Origin of the sequence: Flavobacterium ustbae, from assembly GCF_003946915.1 — a bacterium.
GTDB classification, from domain to species: domain Bacteria; phylum Bacteroidota; class Bacteroidia; order Flavobacteriales; family Flavobacteriaceae; genus Flavobacterium; species Flavobacterium ustbae.
Genome location: NZ_RPOC01000001.1, coordinates 424,553 through 443,454, shown reverse-complemented (window position 1 = coordinate 443,454; position 18,902 = coordinate 424,553). Strand labels below are relative to the sequence as shown.

Below are 18,902 nucleotides of genomic sequence, written 5' to 3'. Positions count from 1 at the left end.
GCGAAGCAATTCACGAATTTGCACTATTTTTTTAGCCACAGATTTAAAGAATTAAAAGGATTTTGTTTTTTATGTCAGACTGAGCGTTTCGAGACTTCGGGAGAAGCCCACGCCCAATTGGATCGCCCTCTCCCGAAGTCTCGAAACGCTCAGGTAGACACAGTAGAAAGCATTTATAATTTGTGAAAATTTGTGCAATTTGTGGCAAAAAAAAAATCATTTTTAATCTTTTTAATCTGTGGCTAACAAAAAATAAAAACAATGAAAAAGCTTTATCTACTTATTATATTCTTCGGAATAACTTCAATGGGATTCTGCCAGTTAAAAAGCAATTCTTTTGAAGAAGTAGACAGCTTGCAACAAATTCAAAAACGAAAAACTGTCATTTTCATTCATACCGATTGGTGTCAGTTTTGCCAGAGAATGAAAGCCACGACTTTTAAAAATCCCGAAATTATTGCAAAACTAAACGCAGATTTTTACTTTATTGATTTCAATGCCGAAGAAAAACGAGATATTCATTTTCAAAACCAAACATTTAAATTTCAGCCAACAGGAAACAATGTTGGGGTTCACGAACTGGCTTTGCAGTTGGGAACGATCAATAACCAAATTACGTATCCAATTTTATGTGTTTTGAATGAGAAGAACGAGATTATCTTTCAATACAATTATTATCTCAGCCAAAAAGACTTTAAACAGCTTTTGGAAAAATTGAAAGAATAAATTTTCTTATTTTTGAGAATGAATTCTTCGCAAATCCCACATTTCGACTACATTTTTACTGGAACAGGACTCGCATCTCTGATGACGGTTTACAAAATGATTTTATCTGAAAAATTCATAGATAAATCGATTTTGCTTTTAGATCAGGATTCAAAAAAGAGCAACGACCGAACCTGGTGTTTTTGGGAAAAAGAAGAAAACATCTGGAATTCGATTGTTTCAAAAAAATGGGATTCTGCATTGTTTGCTAGTAAAGATTTTAATCGCCATTTGGCGTTAAAACCTTATCAATACAATAAAATTAATGGTTTAGATTTTTATAATCTTGTTTTTGATGAAATATCGAAACATCAAAATATTACTTTCTTAAATGCCAAAGTAACCGACATTAACGAACTCGAAACGCATGTTTTTGTTGGAACAGAAGAATACAGATTTACTTGCCATTATTTATTCAACAGTATTTATAGTAAGGCTTTCGCCGAAAGGCAAAATAAATATCCCGTTTTGCAACAGCATTTTGTGGGTTGGTTTGTAAAAACGGAAAACGAAATTTTCAATCCAGAAGAAGTAACTTTCATGGATTTTTCGGTAGAACAGAGAGGAAATACAAGATTTATGTATGTTTTGCCGACATCAAAAACCGAAGCTTTGGTAGAATATACTTTGTTTTCGGAAAAACTCCTTCCGAAAGAAGAATATGAAAAAGAGATTGAATTTTATCTGAAAAAATTAGGTGCAGAAAACTACGAAATTATCGAAAAAGAGCAGGGAAGTATACCTATGACTTGCTATCCTTTTTGGGAAAAGAACACAAAACGTGTTTTGAATATTGGTACAGTGGGCGGATGGACAAAAGCTAGTACAGGTTATACTTTTAAAAACTCAGATAAAAAATCTTCAGAATTGGTTAAATTTCTTCAGAATGATAATCAAGGTTCAATTAGTATGCGGTCGTTTCAGAAAAAATCTAAGTTTTGGTTTTACGATTTACTGCTTTTGGATATTCTGTATCGTCATAATGAGTTGGGAAGCTCTATTTTTTCTTCTTTGTTTAAAAAAGGAAATCCGAAGCTGATTTTTAAGTTTTTAGATGAAGAAACGAGTTTGTCTGAAGATGTTAAAGTAATCATTAAATGTCCAAAATTGCCTTTCATAAAGGCTTTGTTTCGTGTTTTGTTTTAATTTTGTTACTCGCAGATTTTGGAGATTTAATAGACATCAGAATGTTAGTTTGGAGTAAAAGCTACTTTATCTGCAAAATTGCGAGAAAAAATAGATTCAAATTTATCAATCAAACTATAACAAAACTTTATACTTCAAATTAACTAGTTGCGAGTAATCTTTGTAACTTTGCAAATCAAAAGTAATATTAAAAACAAAAGAATATGTATCCACTAGATATGGTAAAACCAATGGAGGCTGAATTAACAGCTGCTGGTTTTCAAGATTTACATAGTGCTGAAGCTGTAGATAATGCTATCAAAGCGGAAGGTACCACTTTAGTTGTTGTAAACTCAGTTTGCGGGTGCGCTGCAAGAAATGCACGTCCTGGAGCAAAAATGAGTTTAGAAGGTGCTAAAAAGCCAGATCATTTAATTACTGTTTTTGCAGGAGTTGATAAAGAAGCTGTAGATGCTGCAAGACAGCACATGTTTCCTTTTCCTCCATCTTCGCCATCTATGGCTTTGTTTAAAAACGGAGAATTGGTTCACATGTTAGAGCGTCACCACATTGAAGGACGCCCAGCTGAATTAATTGCTGAAAATTTACAAGACGCGTTCAACGAATTCTGCTAATTTGATAAGGTTCTAAGATGCTGAGATTCTAAGCTACTAAGGTTTTAGAAACAAAGTTTCAAAGTAACATAGCGACAAAGATTTGAAAAGCACCTAATTTTAGGTGCTTTTTTTATGGATTAAAAGTAAGAAGCTTAGTAGCTTAGAACCTCAATATCTCAGAATCTTTTAAAAACTCCATCCCCCGCCTAAGGCTCTATACAATTCGACCATTGAGCTTAATTGTCTTTCAGATAATTGCGCTAGGCTTAATTGGGCATTAAAAAGATTGGTTTCTACATCTAAAACTTCTAAATAAGAAACGTAGCCACTATCATATCTTTCGCGTGATAGTTTGAAATTGATTAAAGCTGCCTGAACTTGTCTACTGCGTGCTTTCCATTCTTCTTGATACGTTCTTACGTTTTGTATGGATTGTTCTACTTCTGAAACGGCACCAATATAGGTTTTTTGATACATGAATTTGAACTGTTCTGCCTCTTGTCTGTTTATTTCGACTCTTCTTTTGTTTTTTCCGAATGCGAAAATAGGACCTGCAATTCCGCCAGAAGCATTTTGCATATAAGAACTTCCTAAAAAGAGATTGCTTAAGTCAGCACTGGCAAATCCGGCAAGGGCAGCCAGATTGATGGAAGGAAAACGCATGGCTTGAGCAACACCAATTCTTTCATTTGCTGCCGCATATCTTAATTCGGCAGCTTTTACATCTGGTCTGTTTTCTAATAACGCAGATGGAATTGATAATGGAATTGTACTGACAATCTGTAGTTCGGTATTGCTTTTGCCTCTCTGAATTTCGGTAGGAAGCTGACCAGTTAGTAAGGCTATTGTATTTTCGTAATAGGTTATTTGTCTTTGAATGTTAGGAATCGCGGCTTCGGCAATAGCAACTTGCTGTTCGATCTGCACTTTGTCGACTTCAGAGATGTAGCCTTTTTCAAATCTCTCGCTTATAATTTGAAAGTATTTTTGTCTTGTTTCAAGGGTATGTTGAGTAATTTCAAGCTGATCATCAAAATTTCGCATCTGAAAATAGGCAGTCGCAATATTGGAAACAATGTCAGACAATATGACTTTGCGAGCTTCATCGGTTGCAAGAAGTTCATTTTTGACGGCGTTATTTTCATGGCGAAATTTTCCCCAGAAATCAAGTTCCCAAGACATAGTAGCTGCAGCAGTAGAAGGAGAGATATATTTTTCGTTGCTGTTGATTGTAGCTCCATACTGAAAAGAAGGAAATAAATCTGCTTTGGTGTAGCCCAACTGTGCGCGAAGCTGTTCAATTCTTGAAACGGCAATTTTGAGATCATAATTATTTTCCAGACCTTTTGTTATAAGTCCCTTTAGTACATCATCATTAAACAAATCAAACCACTTTACATTGGTTACCGAGGCAAGACTGTCTAAATTTCTTTCGTTTATGTAAGAATCCGATTTTAGCTGATCAGGTCTTTTATATTTTGGCCCTACCATACATCCTGCAGGAAATAGGCAAAGAATCAATATAATAACGATTATTTTATATTTCTTACTCATGGTCTGTAGTATTTGGTTCTACATTATTTTCTGCTGTTGTGATTGTATCGTCTTTCTTTTTACCGATGTTTTCAATCATAACAAATAGACCAGGCACGATTAATACACCTAATACCGTGGCGATTAACATTCCACTAAATACTGCCATTCCCATTACAATACGTGCTTGCGAACCAGCGCCAGTAGCGGTTAATAGCGGAACAACTCCAAGAATGAAAGCAAAAGCAGTCATCAAAATCGGACGAAAACGAAGTCTTGCCGCATACATAGCCGATTCGTAAAGCGGTTTTCCTTTTTCATATTCTTCTTTAGCAAATTCGACAATCAGAATGGCATTTTTCGCTACTAATCCGATGAGAAGAACGAGTCCGATTTGTGCAAAAACATTATTGACATACGCATCACTTCCAAATCTTGCCAAAAGAAGTCCTAAAAATGCTCCAAATACGGCAAAGGGAGCTCCGAGAAGCACACTAAACGGTAATTTCCAGCTTTCGTACTGTGCGGCAAGAATCAGGAATACAAAGACCAATGCCATAATAAAAACAGAAGAACCTCCTGGCGAATGTTTTTCTTGATACGATAGGTTGATGTAGTCGTAACTCATATCTGCAGGTAAGGTCTGCTTGGCAACTTCTTCTAATGCTGTTAAAGCCTGAGCACTACTGTAGCCGTCATTTGGGCTTCCGCCAATTTCGGCAGATCGGTATAAGTTTAGACGATTTGTAAAATCAGGACCAGATACTTTGGTTGCTGTAACCAATGTAGAGATCGGAAGCATGTCTCCTTTATTATTTTTTACATAGATGAGATTTAAATCTTCTGGTCTTACACGATTAACAGCTTCTCCTTGCACATAAACTTTATATTGGCGTCCGAAACGGTTAAAATCATTTACATAGCTTCCTCCCAAAAAGGCTCCCAGTGCTTCGGTGACTTTAGAAACTGGTATTCCTAATTTCATGGCTTTATCATTGTCGATATCCAGCTTAATTTGCGGTGTACCGGAATTAAAAGTGGTGTAAATTCGTTTTATTTCTGGACGCTGTTGTGCTGCAGCAATAAAGTTCTGAGTTTGTTCTGCTAAATATTGCGGTGTGTTTCCTCCGCGATCTTGTAGCATTAAACTAAAACCAGCAGAAGCACCTAGACCTTGAATTGCAGGCGGACCGAATGAAAAACAAGTTGCCGTTGTAATTTGAGTTGCCAGTTTTTTATTGAATCTGTCCACAAACTGTTTGGCGGTTTCTGCTCTTTCTTCCCAAGGTTTTAAAGAGATGAATACAAAAGCATTATTAGGCTGATAGGAGCTGGTAAGCATACTAAATCCGTTTATGGTAGTGTAAGACAGAATAGATTTTTCTTCTTTAAGGAAACTGTCTACTTTTTTAGATATTTCATCGGTACGCTGTAATGATGATGCGGGTGGCAAGGCGATATTTACTAATACATAACCTTGATCTTCTTCTGGAATAAATCCTAACGGAATCTTTTTGCCTAAAAGAACAATTGAAACTAGTATAACAGCAAGTAAAACAACTATACGGATGGCTTTTTTTGCAAAGAATGTGGCTCCGCCAATATATTTACCTGTAACTTTTTCAAAAATTCTATTAAACCCAGAAAAGAATTTAGCTAGCCATCCTTTTTGCTGATCAAGAGGTTTAGTGGGTTTTAAGAGCATGGCACAAAGTGCGGGACTTAAAGATAAGGCACTAAATGCCGAGAATGCGACCGAGACGGCAATGGTTATGGCAAACTGCTGATAAAAACGCCCGGTAATTCCGGGAGTCATCGCAACGGGGATAAAAACGGCACATAGAATTAAGGCAATGGCAATTACAGGTCCAGAAACTTCCTTCATTGCCTGAACGGTTGCTTCTCGCGGATTTTTCCCATGTTCGATATGGTGTATTACGGCTTCTACCACCACAATTGCATCATCGACTACAATTCCAATTGCTAGAACTAATCCGAGAAGTGAAAGGGTATTGATAGAAAATCCTAACATTGGGAAAACGGCTATGGTACCAATTAGCGAAACGGGAACAGTAATTAAAGGAATTAACGTAGCGCGCCAGTTTTGCAGAAATATAAAAACTACTAAAATAACTAATAAAATAGCTTCGAAAAGAGTATGAACAATATCATCGACCCCAGCGGTGATAGCAAGTGTTGTATCTAAAGATTCTTGATATACGATGTCTTGCGGAAACTTTTCAGACATTTGTTTCATGGTGGCTTTGGCAGTTTCTGCAACATCAAGAGCGTTACTTCCTGGCATCTGGTATATAGCTATAACGGCACTTGGAGAACTGTTTCTGCGGGCAGTTGAACTGTAATTCTCTGTTCCTAATTCGATACGGGCAATATCGGTTAATAAAATGTGAGCTCCATCTTCTTTGCTTCGAACGACGATATTCCCAAATTCTTTTTCCGTTACTAATCGGTCTTGAAGCGTTACTCCATAAGTAAATTCAGTGTTTGGAGGTGCCGGTTCTGCGCCAAATTTTCCTCCTGGGCTAATCATATTCTGAGCGTTCAATGCATTTTTTACATCTTCGACAGTAACGCCAAGTTTGTTCATGACATCTGCTTTTAGCCAAATACGCATTGCATAGTCACTTCCTCCAAAAAGAGTCACTTCTCCGACTCCTTTTATACGTGCTAGCTGATCAACAACATTAATGCTTGCATAGTTATTTAAAAACTTAGCATCATATTTCGGATTGTTAGATGTAATTGTAAATAACATCATCGGAAACGATAAGGACTTTTTTACCACTACACCTTGCTGCTTTACACTCGAGGGCATAAACGGAGCAGACTGGTTTTGTCTGTTTTGGGTAAGCATATTGGCATTATCCAGATTTGTTCCCACATCGAAAGTAACTTCAATAGTACAAGCGCCGTCAGATGTGTTGACAGATTTCATGTATAGCATGTTTTCAACTCCATTCACCTTTTGTTCAATAGGAGTGGCAACGGCTTGTTCTACATTCAGTGCATTTGCTCCTGTAAAAGAGGTAGTAATTTTTACAACAGGCGGATTAATATCTGGATATTGAGAAATTGGTGTTTTTTGAAGTGCCAGTAATCCAAGTATCACAATAATAATACTAATTACAATGGCAACAATCGGTCTTCGGACGAAAAATTCTCCCATAATAGTATGTGATTTAGATTACTTTACAGCTGCGGTTTCTGTATCGCCCAATTGCCATTGAACGATTTTTGGAGTAATGACACTTCCATTTTTTAATAAAGAAGTACCTCCCATGGCTATCTTATCTCCAGGTTTTAGTCCTTCTTCAATAATATAACCGTTTTTAACGGCAGGACCTGGTTTTACAATTTGCATTTGCACTTTATTATCGTTGCCTACTACGTAGACCTGATAAATACCCTGAACCTCTATTACAGCACGTTGTGGAATTACAAGGGCTTCTTTACGAATGTCGGTAAGCAGTGCCACTTTTACATACTGGCCTGGGCGTAATAATTTATCTGGATTAGGAAAAGCAGCCTCAAAAGTAATTGCGCCGGTAGAAGGATCGATTTGTCTGTCAGCAAAACTCACTTTTCCTGTCTGCGGATAGAGAGAGCCATCTGATAGTTTTATGGTAACACTTGCGCCAGAACCTTTTAAAGTAGAATTTGGCTTGTTGAACTCTCTATAAAGACGTAAAAATTCCTGTTCGCTTATCGTAAATCGAACCCTGACATCTCCTAAATCTGAAATAGTATTTAAAATCGATACAGCACCTGGTCTTACATAATCGCCTACACGAACTTTTGAAATACCAATTAATCCTGAAATTGGCGCTATGATCTGACAATAACCCAGTTCGATTTTGGCATTTTGAACCGAAGCATCAGATGCTTTAATTTGTGCTAATGATGCATTATATGAGGCTTTTGCCGAAACCAATTCTCTCTGGCTCACGGCATTTATTTTGGCTAATGGAGTAATCATATCCAAATCGGATTTGGTTTTAGACAGTCGTGCCTGCGATTCTGCTGCAACTCCTTGTGCTTCATTAAGTTTTGCTTTATATGGTAAAGGATCGATAGTATAAAGTATTTGGCCTTTTTTAACAAAACTTCCTTCTTTGAAATTCATACTTTCAATAATACCATCAACTCGCGGATTAATCTGTATATCAGATTGGCCAAAAGTCTGTCCAGTATATTCAGATTCTAATTTTACATCTTGCTGTAAAACCGTGGTGACCGAAATTTCTAAAGGTTTGGGACTCGGTGGGGTTTCTTTTTTGCAAGAAAAAAATAAAATACTTAATAAAATTGCTGAGGAGTAGATTTTGTTCATTGTTAAAATTCTTTTAGGTGAAATTTATTTAATACAACTAATTAAAAACCAGTAAAGTGCAATAGCTAAGTTAACATTTTTTTGATTATAAGGATATATATTGTTTAGATTTTGTTAATTACAGTTTAAATTTTATTTATCTGATTATCAGTTATTAATGTAAAGTAGGTAAAATGTCATTTAAGATCGATGAACTGCATTTTTTGTAAGAATAATTTATTTCGAATATACTTATTTGATAATTCAAAAATTTTGCAAATCTTTCAGAAAATCAAAAAAATAAAGAAAACTATGTTTTATGAAATTAATAGGCATTATCAAAAAAGAAAGATTTATAAGATGTTAAAAAAACAGATAATTGAACTAGAATCATTTTTAATCTCAAAATAAACCCTAAATTTGCCCCAGATTTTAAATAAAATCTACAAAACTTATATATTCTTAACTTAAAACTGTTTATAGCATGCAACTGTACAACACTTTAAGCGCAGAAGAAAGAGCCATCATGATCGATGATGCAGGTAAACAACGACTTACGTTGTCTTTCTATGCGTATGCCAAAATTCAAGATCCACAAAAATTTCGTAATGATTTATTCCTAGCCTGGAATGCCCTTGATGCATTAGGCCGAATTTACGTTGCAAACGAAGGAATAAATGCTCAAATGAGTGTTCCTGCCGAAAATTTTGAAGCTTTTAGAGAAACTCTTGAAGCTTACGATTTCATGAAAGGTATACGATTGAATGTTGCGGTAGAACAAGACGATCACTCCTTTTTAAAACTGACTATCAAAGTGCGTCACAAAATCGTTGCCGATGGTTTAAACGATGATACTTTTGATGTAACCAATATTGGCGTTCACTTAAAAGCCAAGGAATTCAACGAAATTCTTGATGATCCAAATACAATTGTAGTAGATTTTAGAAATCACTATGAAAGCGAAGTTGGACATTTTAAAGGAGCCATTACTCCAGATGTTGAGACTTTTAGAGAAAGTTTGCCAATTATCAACGAACAACTGAAAGATCATAAAGACGATAAAAACCTTGTAATGTATTGTACAGGTGGAATTCGTTGCGAAAAGGCCAGTGCTTACTTCAAACACCAAGGTTTTAAAAACGTTTACCAATTAGAAGGCGGAATTATTAATTATGCTAAACAGCTGAAAGAAGAAGGTTTAGAAAGCAAATTTATTGGTAAAAACTTTGTATTCGATAATCGTCTAGGCGAAAGAATTACAGACGACATTATTTCGCAATGCCATCAATGTGGAAAACCTTGTGATAACCACACGAACTGTGAAAATGACGGATGCCATTTGTTGTTCATTCAATGTGATGATTGTAAAGCAGCAATGGAAAACTGCTGTTCTACAGAATGTCTGGAAATTATCCACATGCCTTTGGTTGATCAAGTTCGTTTAAGAACTGGAAAACAGGTTGGAAATAAAGTCTTTAGAAAAGGAAAATCAGAAAACCTGAAATTCAAGCATTCAGGAGAACTGCCAGAAACTGCTTTGGCGACCGCTCAAAAACCAGCTGATATCCGTCAGAAAATAAAAATCAAAAAAGTGTTACTTGGAAAAGCAGAACATTACTATGTTAAAGCTCAAGTAGCACAATTTACTATAGAAAACCACGAACTTAATGTTGGAGATAAAATCTTAATTTCTGGTCCAACAACTGGAGAACAGGAAATGGTTTTAGAAAAATTCATTGTAAACGGAGCAGAAACCACTACTGCGAAAATTGGTGATAAAGTTACTTTTGAAGTTCCTTTCCGTGTTCGTTTGTCAGATAAGTTGTATAAAATTGTAAATTAGCGTTTTTAAAAACGTTAATTTACAATGTCTCATTCTTTTTCTAAAATATGGGTTCATGCGATATGGGCTGCCAAACATCGTCAAGAATTAATTGATTTCTCAATTGAGAAAAGAGTGCATGATTATATTCGAGATGAATTAATAGATTTAGGTTGCCCAGTTAGAATTATTAACGGAATGCCAGATCATGTGCATATTTTATTTTTATTAAATGCACAAAAATCTATTGCAGATGTAATTCGTCAGGCAAAAGGAGGTTCTTCTCATTCTATAAATGGAGAAAATCTAATTCTAGGAAAATTTTCCTGGCAAACAGGTTATGCCGCTTTTGCTGTAAGTGAATCCCAGCTGGATGTTGTTTATAATTATATCAAAAATCAAAAAAAGCACCATCTTAAAATAGATGGGCAAAAGGAATTTGACGAATTTGTAAAACTGCATGGTTTTGAGAATAAAACCAATCTTTAAACTAAATACCACACTCTAATAAGCATTGCCTACGGTTTCAACTGTGGGTGTATAATGTAAATCCTCAACGGTATGTAATGCTTCGTACCCACGGTTGAAACCGTGGGCAATGTTTGAAAACCTATATGCAGAGAATTTATCATAAATAATTATCATGCGGTTAGTTTATCTAAAAAACAAAGACAAAGAATATAAAAACCATTGCCCACGGTTTCAACCGTGGGTACACAACGCAAATCCTCAACGGTATGTAATGCTTCGTACCCACGGTTGAAACCGTGGGCTATGTTTGAAGATCTATTGTAGTAAATTAAACATAATTAATTATCCGGTTAGTTCATCTAAAAAACAAAGACAAAGAATATAAAACCATTGCCCACGGTTTCAACCGTGGGTACACAATGCAAATCCTCAACAGCATGTAACGCAGCGTACTCCCAGTTAAAACCATGGGCAATATTCAAAAAACTATTATTACAAATAGTTTTTAAACATAAACTATGATTTTAATCATAGAAATGTAACGCCTCTCCATATTATTTTTGCCAATTGTTAAGGCTAGATGCGAAAAACGAAGAGAACCAGTGGTTTAGCTATTGGAAACACAATACAAATCAAAATGACAAATACTAACAAAATCGAACTCATGGCTCCAGCAGGAAGCTTTGACTCACTGCAAGCAGCACTTGATAATGGCTGTGATTCTGTATATTTTGGCGTAGAACAATTGAACATGCGTGCAAGATCGACAGTCAATTTTACTATCGAAGATTTAAAAGAAATTGCCAATCGCTGCGAAGCCAAAAATGTTCGAAGTTATTTGACTTTAAACACGATTATTTACGACCACGATTTATCTGTCGTAAAAATGTTGTTGAACAAAGCCAAAGAAGCCAATATTACGGCAGTAATTGCATCAGATCAAGCTGTAATTGCGATGGCGAGGTCGATTGGAATGGAAGTGCATATTTCAACCCAATTGAATGTTACCAATATCGAAACCATTAAATTTTATAGTCTGTTTGCCGATACTATGGTTTTAAGCCGTGAATTAAGTTTGCGTCAAGTCAAGAAAATTACGGAACAAATTGAGAAAGAACAAATTAAAGGTCCAAACGGGAATTTAGTAGAAATCGAAATCTTCGGACATGGCGCTTTATGTATGGCCGTTTCGGGGAAATGTTATTTGAGTCTGCATTCGCATAATTCATCTGCAAATCGTGGCGCGTGCAAACAAAATTGCCGAAAAAAATATACCGTTATTGATCAGGAAACAGGTTTTGAAATAGAATTAGATAACGAATACATGATGTCGCCAAAAGACTTATGTACGCTCGATTTCTTAGATCAGGTAATTGATTCTGGAATTCAGGTTTTAAAACTTGAAGGGCGCGGACGCGCTCCAGAATATGTGGCAACAGTTACAAAAACCTATCGTGAAGCTATTGATGCTTATTATGAAGGTACTTTCTCAAAAGAAAAAACAGCAATTTGGATGGAAGCTTTAAACACCGTTTACAATCGTGGTTTTTGGTCAGGATATTATTTAGGACAAGAACTAGGCGAGTGGAGTGACATTCCTGGATCTGCTGCAACTCAGAAAAAAGTTTATGTGGGAAAAGGAATGCATTATTTCCCAAAAGCTGAGGTTGGGCAATTCAAAATAGAAGCTTACGATATTAAAATCGGAGATAAAATTCTTGTTACGGGTCCGAGTACTGGAGCGCAGGAAATGATTATCGACGAAATGTTTGTAAATGATATTGCAGGAGAAAAAGCAACAAAAGGAGACGATTGCAGTTTAAAACTTCCTTTTAGAATTAGAATGTCAGACAAACTATATAAAATTGTGGAGGCGTAATGGTTATCATCACTTTACAAAGAGACAAATGCATTGGCTGTAATTACTGTGTCGAGATGGATCCGATACATTTTCAAATGTCAAAAAAAGACGGAAAATCGGTATTGCTTCATTCTCAGAATGCCAAAGGATTTTTTACTTTAAAATCTCCCAATCATGGTATTGCAGAAAGCTGTGAATTGGCAGCAAAAGCTTGTCCAGTTAAGATCATTACGGTTAAGGAAACATAGCGTATAATAGAAAAGAGCCGTATAATTACGGCTCTCTTAGTTAAATTTAGTTTTATTCTTTTGCTAAATCGAGTGCGTCAAAATCTTTAATTTCAGCTAATTTCATCAGTTTTGTCCGTTGGATTTTACTTTCCGTTTTCTCAAAAATTTCATCATCATCATAAGTGTTTTCATTTACATTTTGATTGACAATTTTTTTTCGAGTTAAAAAATTGATGCTAGTTTCTGTTAGTACAATAGGTCCTCGATTGCTACTTTCGTCATAACCAATAAGTTCAAAATCATTATTTTGATATCTAAAAGTGTACGACCAATATCCATATCTTCCATGAGCGTAACTTATATATAATTTCTGGTCTTTTATCTCGACAGACAATTCAGGAGCATAATAAACGCCACCATCTTCATTTTCAGACGAAAAACAATCTAAATTTTTTGATGCCAGTTCGTATCCCTGTTTGGTATTAAGCAGAACAAGTAAGCCTCTTCTATTTCGATCTAATTGACCTCTATATTCATGTGTTATCACTTTACTTTTATCAGTTCCTTTAATGATTAAAGCGCAGTCTTCTAAACCATCTTTATTGACATCACCATAAATAGTGTCAAAAGAAACAAAGCCTTTTGGTATAAAATCTGTTGGTTCTTTTTTTACTATAACTGGTTGTTCCTCAACTTCTGGAATTTCTTTAAGATCGACTATTTCTGTGTTCTGAGTCTTTGCATCTGTTTTAGAATCTTTACAGCCAGATGCGATTATAATCAAGAAAAATAAAGGCAACGAAAGTTTTAGAGTTTTAAGCATTTAGTTATTTAATTTAAATTTTGTTTTAGATTAAAATTCGCTTTTAATCTTTAAATCCCAATCTTGGCATTAATATTATGCTTTTCAACATAGATTTTAGCCACGTTCATTAGTTTTGTGAATTTTGCGTCAATTTCGCTTTGAGTTGAGGCATCAAAATCTGTGATCGCTTTTTCTATTTGTTCAGGCGAAGCTTTTTCGTCTTTCAACTTAGCGATTGGCAAATAACCTTCTTTTTGTTTGGCAATTGCATAAGAGAATAAATCTTTTGATGCCTGAAGAAGTTCTTTATTATCATCATCTTCAGCAATATCTTTGATCGTTTGAAATCGTGTTTCTAAATTGGTTATATCATATTTAAAAGCATCATAGTAAGAAGAAGGAACCATCTTTTTTTGGCTTTCATCATAAACCTGTGCTTCTGATTGCAGTTTTTCATTGATTTCTTTGCTTCCAAAACGCGATAATAAATTAGAATTTAAAGCTGCAATTTCAAAGGTTTTTTCTGGCGAAAGGTTGTTGCAAGATGTAGCAAGTAAACTTCCTACAATTAATACTAAAAATAGAGTTGTGGTATTTAAGATTTTTTTCATTTTAAGTCTGTTTATTATTTATCCTTTTAAAATTTTGCTTTTCTCACTTTCAAATTCTTCCGAAGTTAAAATTCCAGCATCAAGAAGTTCTTTTAAGTCTAATAGTGCTTTTTTCTTGGCTTCCATAGAATTTCCTGAATCGGTTGGTTGAGGTTCACTTTTCTGAATTGGCGTTACAACTGTTCCCGAAGGAGCATATTTTAGAATTAACTCGGTAATTTCGTTGAAACCTTTTACATTCGAATAATCAATTGCTTTTTGTTCTTTCACGTTTACAATCGATGCATCTGCTTTGTTGTCTAATAAATATTTAACTACATCTTTTTTGCCGTTTGCAGCACTGTAATGTAAAGGTGTATTTCCAGATTCGTCTTGAATATTGATGTTTGCTCCAGCTTCTATCAATAGTTTTACCATACTTAAGTTCCCTTTTTTTGTGGCAACGTGCAAAAGACTTTCTCCGCCGTAGTTATAAGAACTGTTTAGCGTAAAACTAGATTCGTTCGAAATATTAGAGGCACTTACAATCCAATCTAAATAATCATTCATCGAAGATGTATTGCCAGCAACCGGTTTGCTGTAATTAACATCAACTCCATTTTCTAAAAATAAGGAGACAATTTCCTTTTGATTATTCGCGCAAGCGTACCAAATAGGAGAATATCCATTATTGTTAGACGTGAATACATTTGCCCCTCTTTCGACTAATAATTTGGCAAGCATTCGGTTGGTTTCGTAACAGGCAATCAAAAGTGCATTTTCGCCAGAATGATTTACATGATTTACATCTGCTCCATTATCGAGAAGTAATGTCACCATCGGAATCGATTTGGTGTAGCAAGCATAAATTAACGGTGTATTTCCCTGTTTATCGCTTGTGTTAATATCGGCTCCGTTATCTAAAAGTAGCTGTATAATTTCTCGATTTAATTTAGCTGATGCCAATAAAAGCGGTGTTTCTCCATTGTTATTCAGTAAATTAACATCAATTCCGCCTTGAAGCAACTTTGTTGCAATTTCAGTTTGAGCCGTCTGAACGACCAAATGAAGGAGACTATTTCCGTATTTGTCGTTTTTAGAGATTTCAGCATTATTGTCTAAAATATATAAAGCAGTTTGTTTTTGTTTTTGAAGACAAGCAAAGTATAAAGGTGTTTCTCCCTGGTGATCTTCATAGTTAATATCGGCTCCGTCTTCAATTAATATTTTTACAATATCGAGATAACCTCTATGAGCCGCATAATGAAGTGCTGTTCTTCCTTTCTCGTCTGTATATTTAGAATCTACTTCTTTGTTTTGAAGCAGTAATTCGGCTATTTTTCTATTTCCGTTTTCACAGGCAACTATAAATGACATTGACATAAATATCTGATTTTATTGTTTCATTAAAAGTTCTACAGTTTTAATTTTAAGGTTGTCCCCAGACGCAAGCATAAGAGCCGTTTCATCTTTATCATTGGTAATTGAAATATCGGCATCCTGATCTAAAAGCAATTTTACTTTTCGATAGGTTTCTTTTGCCATTTCTGCATCATAATTAACATTGTAGGCACAGACTTTATGCAAAATGGTATTTCCTTGATTGTCTTGTTCGTTAACATCCAAAGAAACATTCTCCAGAACAGATTTCAAGATATCCGATTTCTTTTCGACAATATAATCAATTCCCGATTTTGGCTGACCGTAATATTGCGCACAAAAACTAACATCGGCGCCATCAGCTAATAATCTTTCTAGGAAAGTAATGTCTGAAGGAGAGCCAGAAATTGAACTAATAAAATTAGTCAATAAAGTACGTCCTTCTTTGTTCACAATATTAAAGTCAGGTGAAGAAACCGTTGCTAAAGCATCGTACATATCAAAAGAAAATTGTTCAGCTACTGCGTAGTAATATGCAGTATTGTTAGAATTGTCTGTTTCGTTAGGATCGGCACCGTTTTCTAGTAAAAAGGGTAAAAGTTCTTTCCTGTTTCTTTTCACAGCACACATTAGTGGAGTAGTTCCGACAATGTTTTTCTCGTTGATGTCGACTCCATTATTGATCAAAAGAGTAATATATTCTTTAACTTTTTCAGGATCTAAGCCATAAGTATTCAAAACGGTATAGATAAAATTTTCTCCTGCATTGTTCTTATACTGTGTATTAGCCCCAAAATCTTCAACTAAAACTTGAACTATTTTTGGCGAAATTCCTTTTTCAAGAAAATAGCCAAGTAATGTTTTATCGCTAATTTCGTCATTAATGTTATCCATCTTCGACATCAATTCTTTGAAGAAAGAAATCGATTCATCATCATCTTTCAAATACAAAGTCAGCGATTTAAAAATCGATTGATCAAAACTATCCAATTCGTAAATATCGGTTTCAATAAATCCAGCTTTTATCAATTTTTCAATAAAATCAATTTCTTTGGCTTCGATAATTTTGGCGGCGATTTGAGAAAAATTATTTTTAAGATACTGATCGTTAAATTTTTCTCCGTTATTTAGGCATTCTCTGGCCTCGTCAAATTTTCCCTGAAAAAGGAAATTTTCAATCTGGTTTTGTGTTTGCATTTGAATTTATTTAAAAGTGATACTATATTTTAATAACAAGTTTGTTTCGTAATTATTGGCTTCACAAACGATGCTGTAAGATAAAACATAAAAACCACAAATAAATTTTAGGATTAAAAATTAACAACTGTTTAAAAATTGAGTGATAGATTGTTTTTATAAGAGAGTTCTTTTTAAAATTGAATCTATTTTTTTATTTAACAACCCTTTAGAATTAATCAATAAAAGCAAAATAAAAAAAATACTATCTTTACCGATCAAACGTTTATGAACTTAAGCTGCATTCTGGCAGCACTACATATATAATTATGGCATGTACAAGTTGTTCAACCTCAGATGGTGGCGCACCAAAAGGTTGTAAAAATAATGGGACTTGCGGCACCGATAGCTGCAATAAATTGACGGTTTTTGACTGGCTTTCGAACATGAGTCCGTCTAATGGAGAGCCGGTTTTTGATTGTGTTGAGGTTCGTTTTAAAAACGGACGTAAGGAATTTTTTAGAAATTCTGATAAATTGACTCTAAGCATTGGCGATATTGTGGCAACTGTTGCTTCGCCAGGACATGATATTGGAATTGTTACACTTACAGGAGAATTGGTAAAGATTCAAATGAAGAAAAAAGGAGCAAATCCAGATAGTAACGACGTTCCAAAAATTTATAGAAAAGCATCTCAAAAGGATATCGATATCTGGTCTGTGGCTCGTGATCGTGAGGAACCAATGAAAGTTCGTGCACGTGAATTAGCAATTCAGCATAAATTGGAAATGAAAATTTCTGATATCGAATTTCAAGGTGACGGATCTAAAGCAACTTTTTACTACACGGCAAATGATCGTGTCGACTTTAGAATGCTGATTAAGGATTTTGCTAAAGAATTTAGTACCAGAGTCGAAATGAAACAAGTAGGCTTCCGTCAGGAAGCAGCTCGTTTAGGCGGGGTTGGTTCTTGCGGACGTGAACTTTGCTGTTCGACTTGGCTAACCGATTTTAGAAGTGTTAATACATCAGCGGCACGTTATCAGCAATTATCATTGAATCCGCAAAAATTAGCGGGACAATGCGGAAAATTAAAATGTTGTCTGAACTATGAGTTAGACACTTACATGGACGCTTTAAAAGATTTTCCAGATTATGATACCAAACTGATTACTGAAAAAGGAGATGCAGTTTGCCAAAAACAAGATATTTTTAAAGGATTAATGTGGTTTGCTTACACGAATAATTTTGCAAACTGGCATGTTTTAAAAATTGATCAAGTAAAAGAAATTATTGCCGAAAATAAACAGAAAAACAAAGTCTCTTCTTTAGAAGATTTTGCTGTTGAGGTTGTTGCAGAACCAGAAAAAGACTTCAATAATGCAATGGGTCAAGAAAGTTTAACTCGTTTTGACCAGCCAAAGAGAAAGAAAAAACCAAATCGCAAGCGTAAGCCAAATGCAGAGGCAGCTGGTGTAGCGGCTCCGGTAAAACCGCAACAGGAGAAAAATACAAACACCATTAAACCAGCAGGAAATAATAGTCCGAACAATGGTAATGCAAATAATGGCAATCCAAATAAGGCAAATAATCAAAACAATCCAAACAAGCAAAATCATAAGAAAAAGCATAATTCGAATAAAAACAATCCGAATAAGCAAAATTCAAATGAAAATAAAGCTGCTGAACCTAGAAAACCAATAACGAATACTAAAAATGAGAATAAAAAATAGCGGAATTCTTCTTTTGGCCGCAATACTTCTTTTTTCTTGCGATAAAAAAAGAGTATTTGACGAGTATAAATCTGTTGGAAGTGCCTGGCACAAAGACAGCATTATAAGCTTTGATCTGCCGGTTTTAGATTCTACAAAAAAATACAATCTATTTGTAAACATACGAGACAATGACAATTATCCGTTTAATAATTTGTTTTTGATTGTTGCTATTGAAACGCCAAGCGGATTTACAAAAGTGGATACCTTAGAATACCAAATGGCAGAGCCAGACGGAACATTGTTAGGAAACGGATTTTCTGATATAAAAGAGAGCAAACTTTATTACAAAGAAGATGTAAAGTTTACAGGAAAATATAAAGTTCACATTAAACAAGCTGTGAGACAATCAGGTAAGATTCCTGGCGTTGAAGCTTTGCAAGGAATTACAGACGTTGGTTTTAGAATAGAACAAAAAGATTAGA

16 protein-coding genes are annotated in these 18,902 nt (G+C 35.0%); 9 read left to right on the top strand and 7 right to left on the bottom strand.

The window, feature by feature from the left end; translation table 11 throughout:
* Positions 1 to 261: 261 nt before the first annotated feature.
* The 3 genes from EG814_RS01890 (at position 262) to EG814_RS01880 (ending at position 2,525) form a co-directional block, all read left to right on the top strand.
* A complete protein-coding gene (locus tag EG814_RS01890; protein ID WP_125718343.1) occupies positions 262 to 726 on the top strand; it encodes a thioredoxin family protein in 465 nt (154 codons plus the stop codon).
* A gap of 18 nt (positions 727 to 744) precedes the next feature.
* Positions 745 to 1,911, top strand: coding sequence for a lycopene cyclase family protein (locus tag EG814_RS01885; protein WP_125718341.1), 1,167 nt, complete (start codon positions 745 to 747; stop codon positions 1,909 to 1,911).
* A 203-nt stretch (positions 1,912 to 2,114) separates the two neighbouring features.
* Positions 2,115 to 2,525: a BrxA/BrxB family bacilliredoxin gene (locus tag EG814_RS01880; RefSeq protein ID WP_125718339.1), complete on the top strand. Its 411-nt coding sequence runs from the start codon at positions 2,115 to 2,117 to the stop codon at positions 2,523 to 2,525.
* Between the two features lie 168 nt (positions 2,526 to 2,693).
* On the opposite strand, the gene EG814_RS01875 is transcribed toward EG814_RS01880, so the two are convergent.
* From EG814_RS01875 to EG814_RS01865, 3 genes are read right to left on the bottom strand one after another with little or no spacing between them, the layout of a single operon-like run.
* Positions 2,694 to 4,061 carry an efflux transporter outer membrane subunit gene (locus EG814_RS01875; protein WP_125718337.1) on the bottom strand — a complete coding sequence of 456 codons (1,368 nt, stop codon included), beginning with the start codon at positions 4,059 to 4,061 and terminating at the stop codon, positions 2,694 to 2,696.
* Complete coding sequence (locus EG814_RS01870) at positions 4,054 to 7,227, bottom strand: efflux RND transporter permease subunit (protein ID WP_125718335.1); 3,174 nt, start codon at positions 7,225 to 7,227, stop codon at positions 4,054 to 4,056. Before EG814_RS01870 ends, EG814_RS01875 begins: the two co-directional genes overlap by 8 nt.
* Before the next feature lie 18 nt (positions 7,228 to 7,245).
* Entirely contained in the window at positions 7,246 to 8,391 is a 1,146-nt protein-coding gene (locus EG814_RS01865; RefSeq protein ID WP_125718333.1) for an efflux RND transporter periplasmic adaptor subunit, read from the bottom strand.
* 463 nt (positions 8,392 to 8,854) lie between these two features.
* Between EG814_RS01865 and trhO the strand changes: the two genes are divergently transcribed.
* The 4 genes from trhO to EG814_RS01845 all read left to right on the top strand — a co-directional run bounded on the left by trhO (position 8,855) and on the right by EG814_RS01845 (position 12,772).
* Entirely contained in the window at positions 8,855 to 10,213 is a 1,359-nt protein-coding gene (trhO, locus tag EG814_RS01860; protein ID WP_125718331.1) for an oxygen-dependent tRNA uridine(34) hydroxylase TrhO, read from the top strand.
* A 24-nt stretch (positions 10,214 to 10,237) separates the two neighbouring features.
* Positions 10,238 to 10,681 carry an IS200/IS605 family transposase gene (gene tnpA / locus EG814_RS01855; protein ID WP_125718329.1) on the top strand — a complete coding sequence of 148 codons (444 nt, stop codon included), beginning with the start codon at positions 10,238 to 10,240 and terminating at the stop codon, positions 10,679 to 10,681.
* Between the two features lie 619 nt (positions 10,682 to 11,300).
* Positions 11,301 to 12,542, top strand: a complete 1,242-nt coding sequence (locus EG814_RS01850) for a peptidase U32 family protein (RefSeq protein ID WP_125718327.1) — start codon at positions 11,301 to 11,303, stop codon at positions 12,540 to 12,542.
* Positions 12,542 to 12,772, top strand: a complete 231-nt coding sequence (locus tag EG814_RS01845; RefSeq protein ID WP_125718325.1) for a ferredoxin — start codon at positions 12,542 to 12,544, stop codon at positions 12,770 to 12,772. The genes EG814_RS01850 and EG814_RS01845 overlap by 1 nt, the downstream gene beginning before the upstream one ends.
* Before the next feature lie 52 nt (positions 12,773 to 12,824).
* On the opposite strand, the gene EG814_RS01840 is transcribed toward EG814_RS01845, so the two are convergent.
* From EG814_RS01840 to EG814_RS01825, 4 genes are read right to left on the bottom strand one after another with little or no spacing between them, the layout of a single operon-like run.
* Positions 12,825 to 13,577: a hypothetical protein gene (locus tag EG814_RS01840; protein ID WP_125718323.1), complete on the bottom strand. Its 753-nt coding sequence runs from the start codon at positions 13,575 to 13,577 to the stop codon at positions 12,825 to 12,827.
* A 50-nt stretch (positions 13,578 to 13,627) separates the two neighbouring features.
* Complete coding sequence (locus EG814_RS01835) at positions 13,628 to 14,170, bottom strand: hypothetical protein (protein ID WP_125718321.1); 543 nt, start codon at positions 14,168 to 14,170, stop codon at positions 13,628 to 13,630.
* A gap of 18 nt (positions 14,171 to 14,188) precedes the next feature.
* Positions 14,189 to 15,526, bottom strand: coding sequence for an ankyrin repeat domain-containing protein (locus EG814_RS01830; protein WP_235830889.1), 1,338 nt, complete (start codon positions 15,524 to 15,526; stop codon positions 14,189 to 14,191).
* Positions 15,527 to 15,544: 18 nt separating this feature from the next.
* Complete coding sequence (locus EG814_RS01825; protein ID WP_125718317.1) at positions 15,545 to 16,726, bottom strand: ankyrin repeat domain-containing protein; 1,182 nt, start codon at positions 16,724 to 16,726, stop codon at positions 15,545 to 15,547.
* Between the two features lie 308 nt (positions 16,727 to 17,034).
* Between EG814_RS01825 and EG814_RS01820 the strand changes: the two genes are divergently transcribed.
* Entirely contained in the window at positions 17,035 to 18,438 is a 1,404-nt protein-coding gene (locus EG814_RS01820) for a PSP1 domain-containing protein (protein WP_125718315.1), read from the top strand.
* A complete protein-coding gene (locus EG814_RS01815; protein WP_125718313.1) occupies positions 18,422 to 18,901 on the top strand; it encodes a gliding motility lipoprotein GldH in 480 nt (159 codons plus the stop codon). The genes EG814_RS01820 and EG814_RS01815 overlap by 17 nt, the downstream gene beginning before the upstream one ends.
* The last annotated feature ends 1 nt before the right edge of the window (position 18,902 follow it).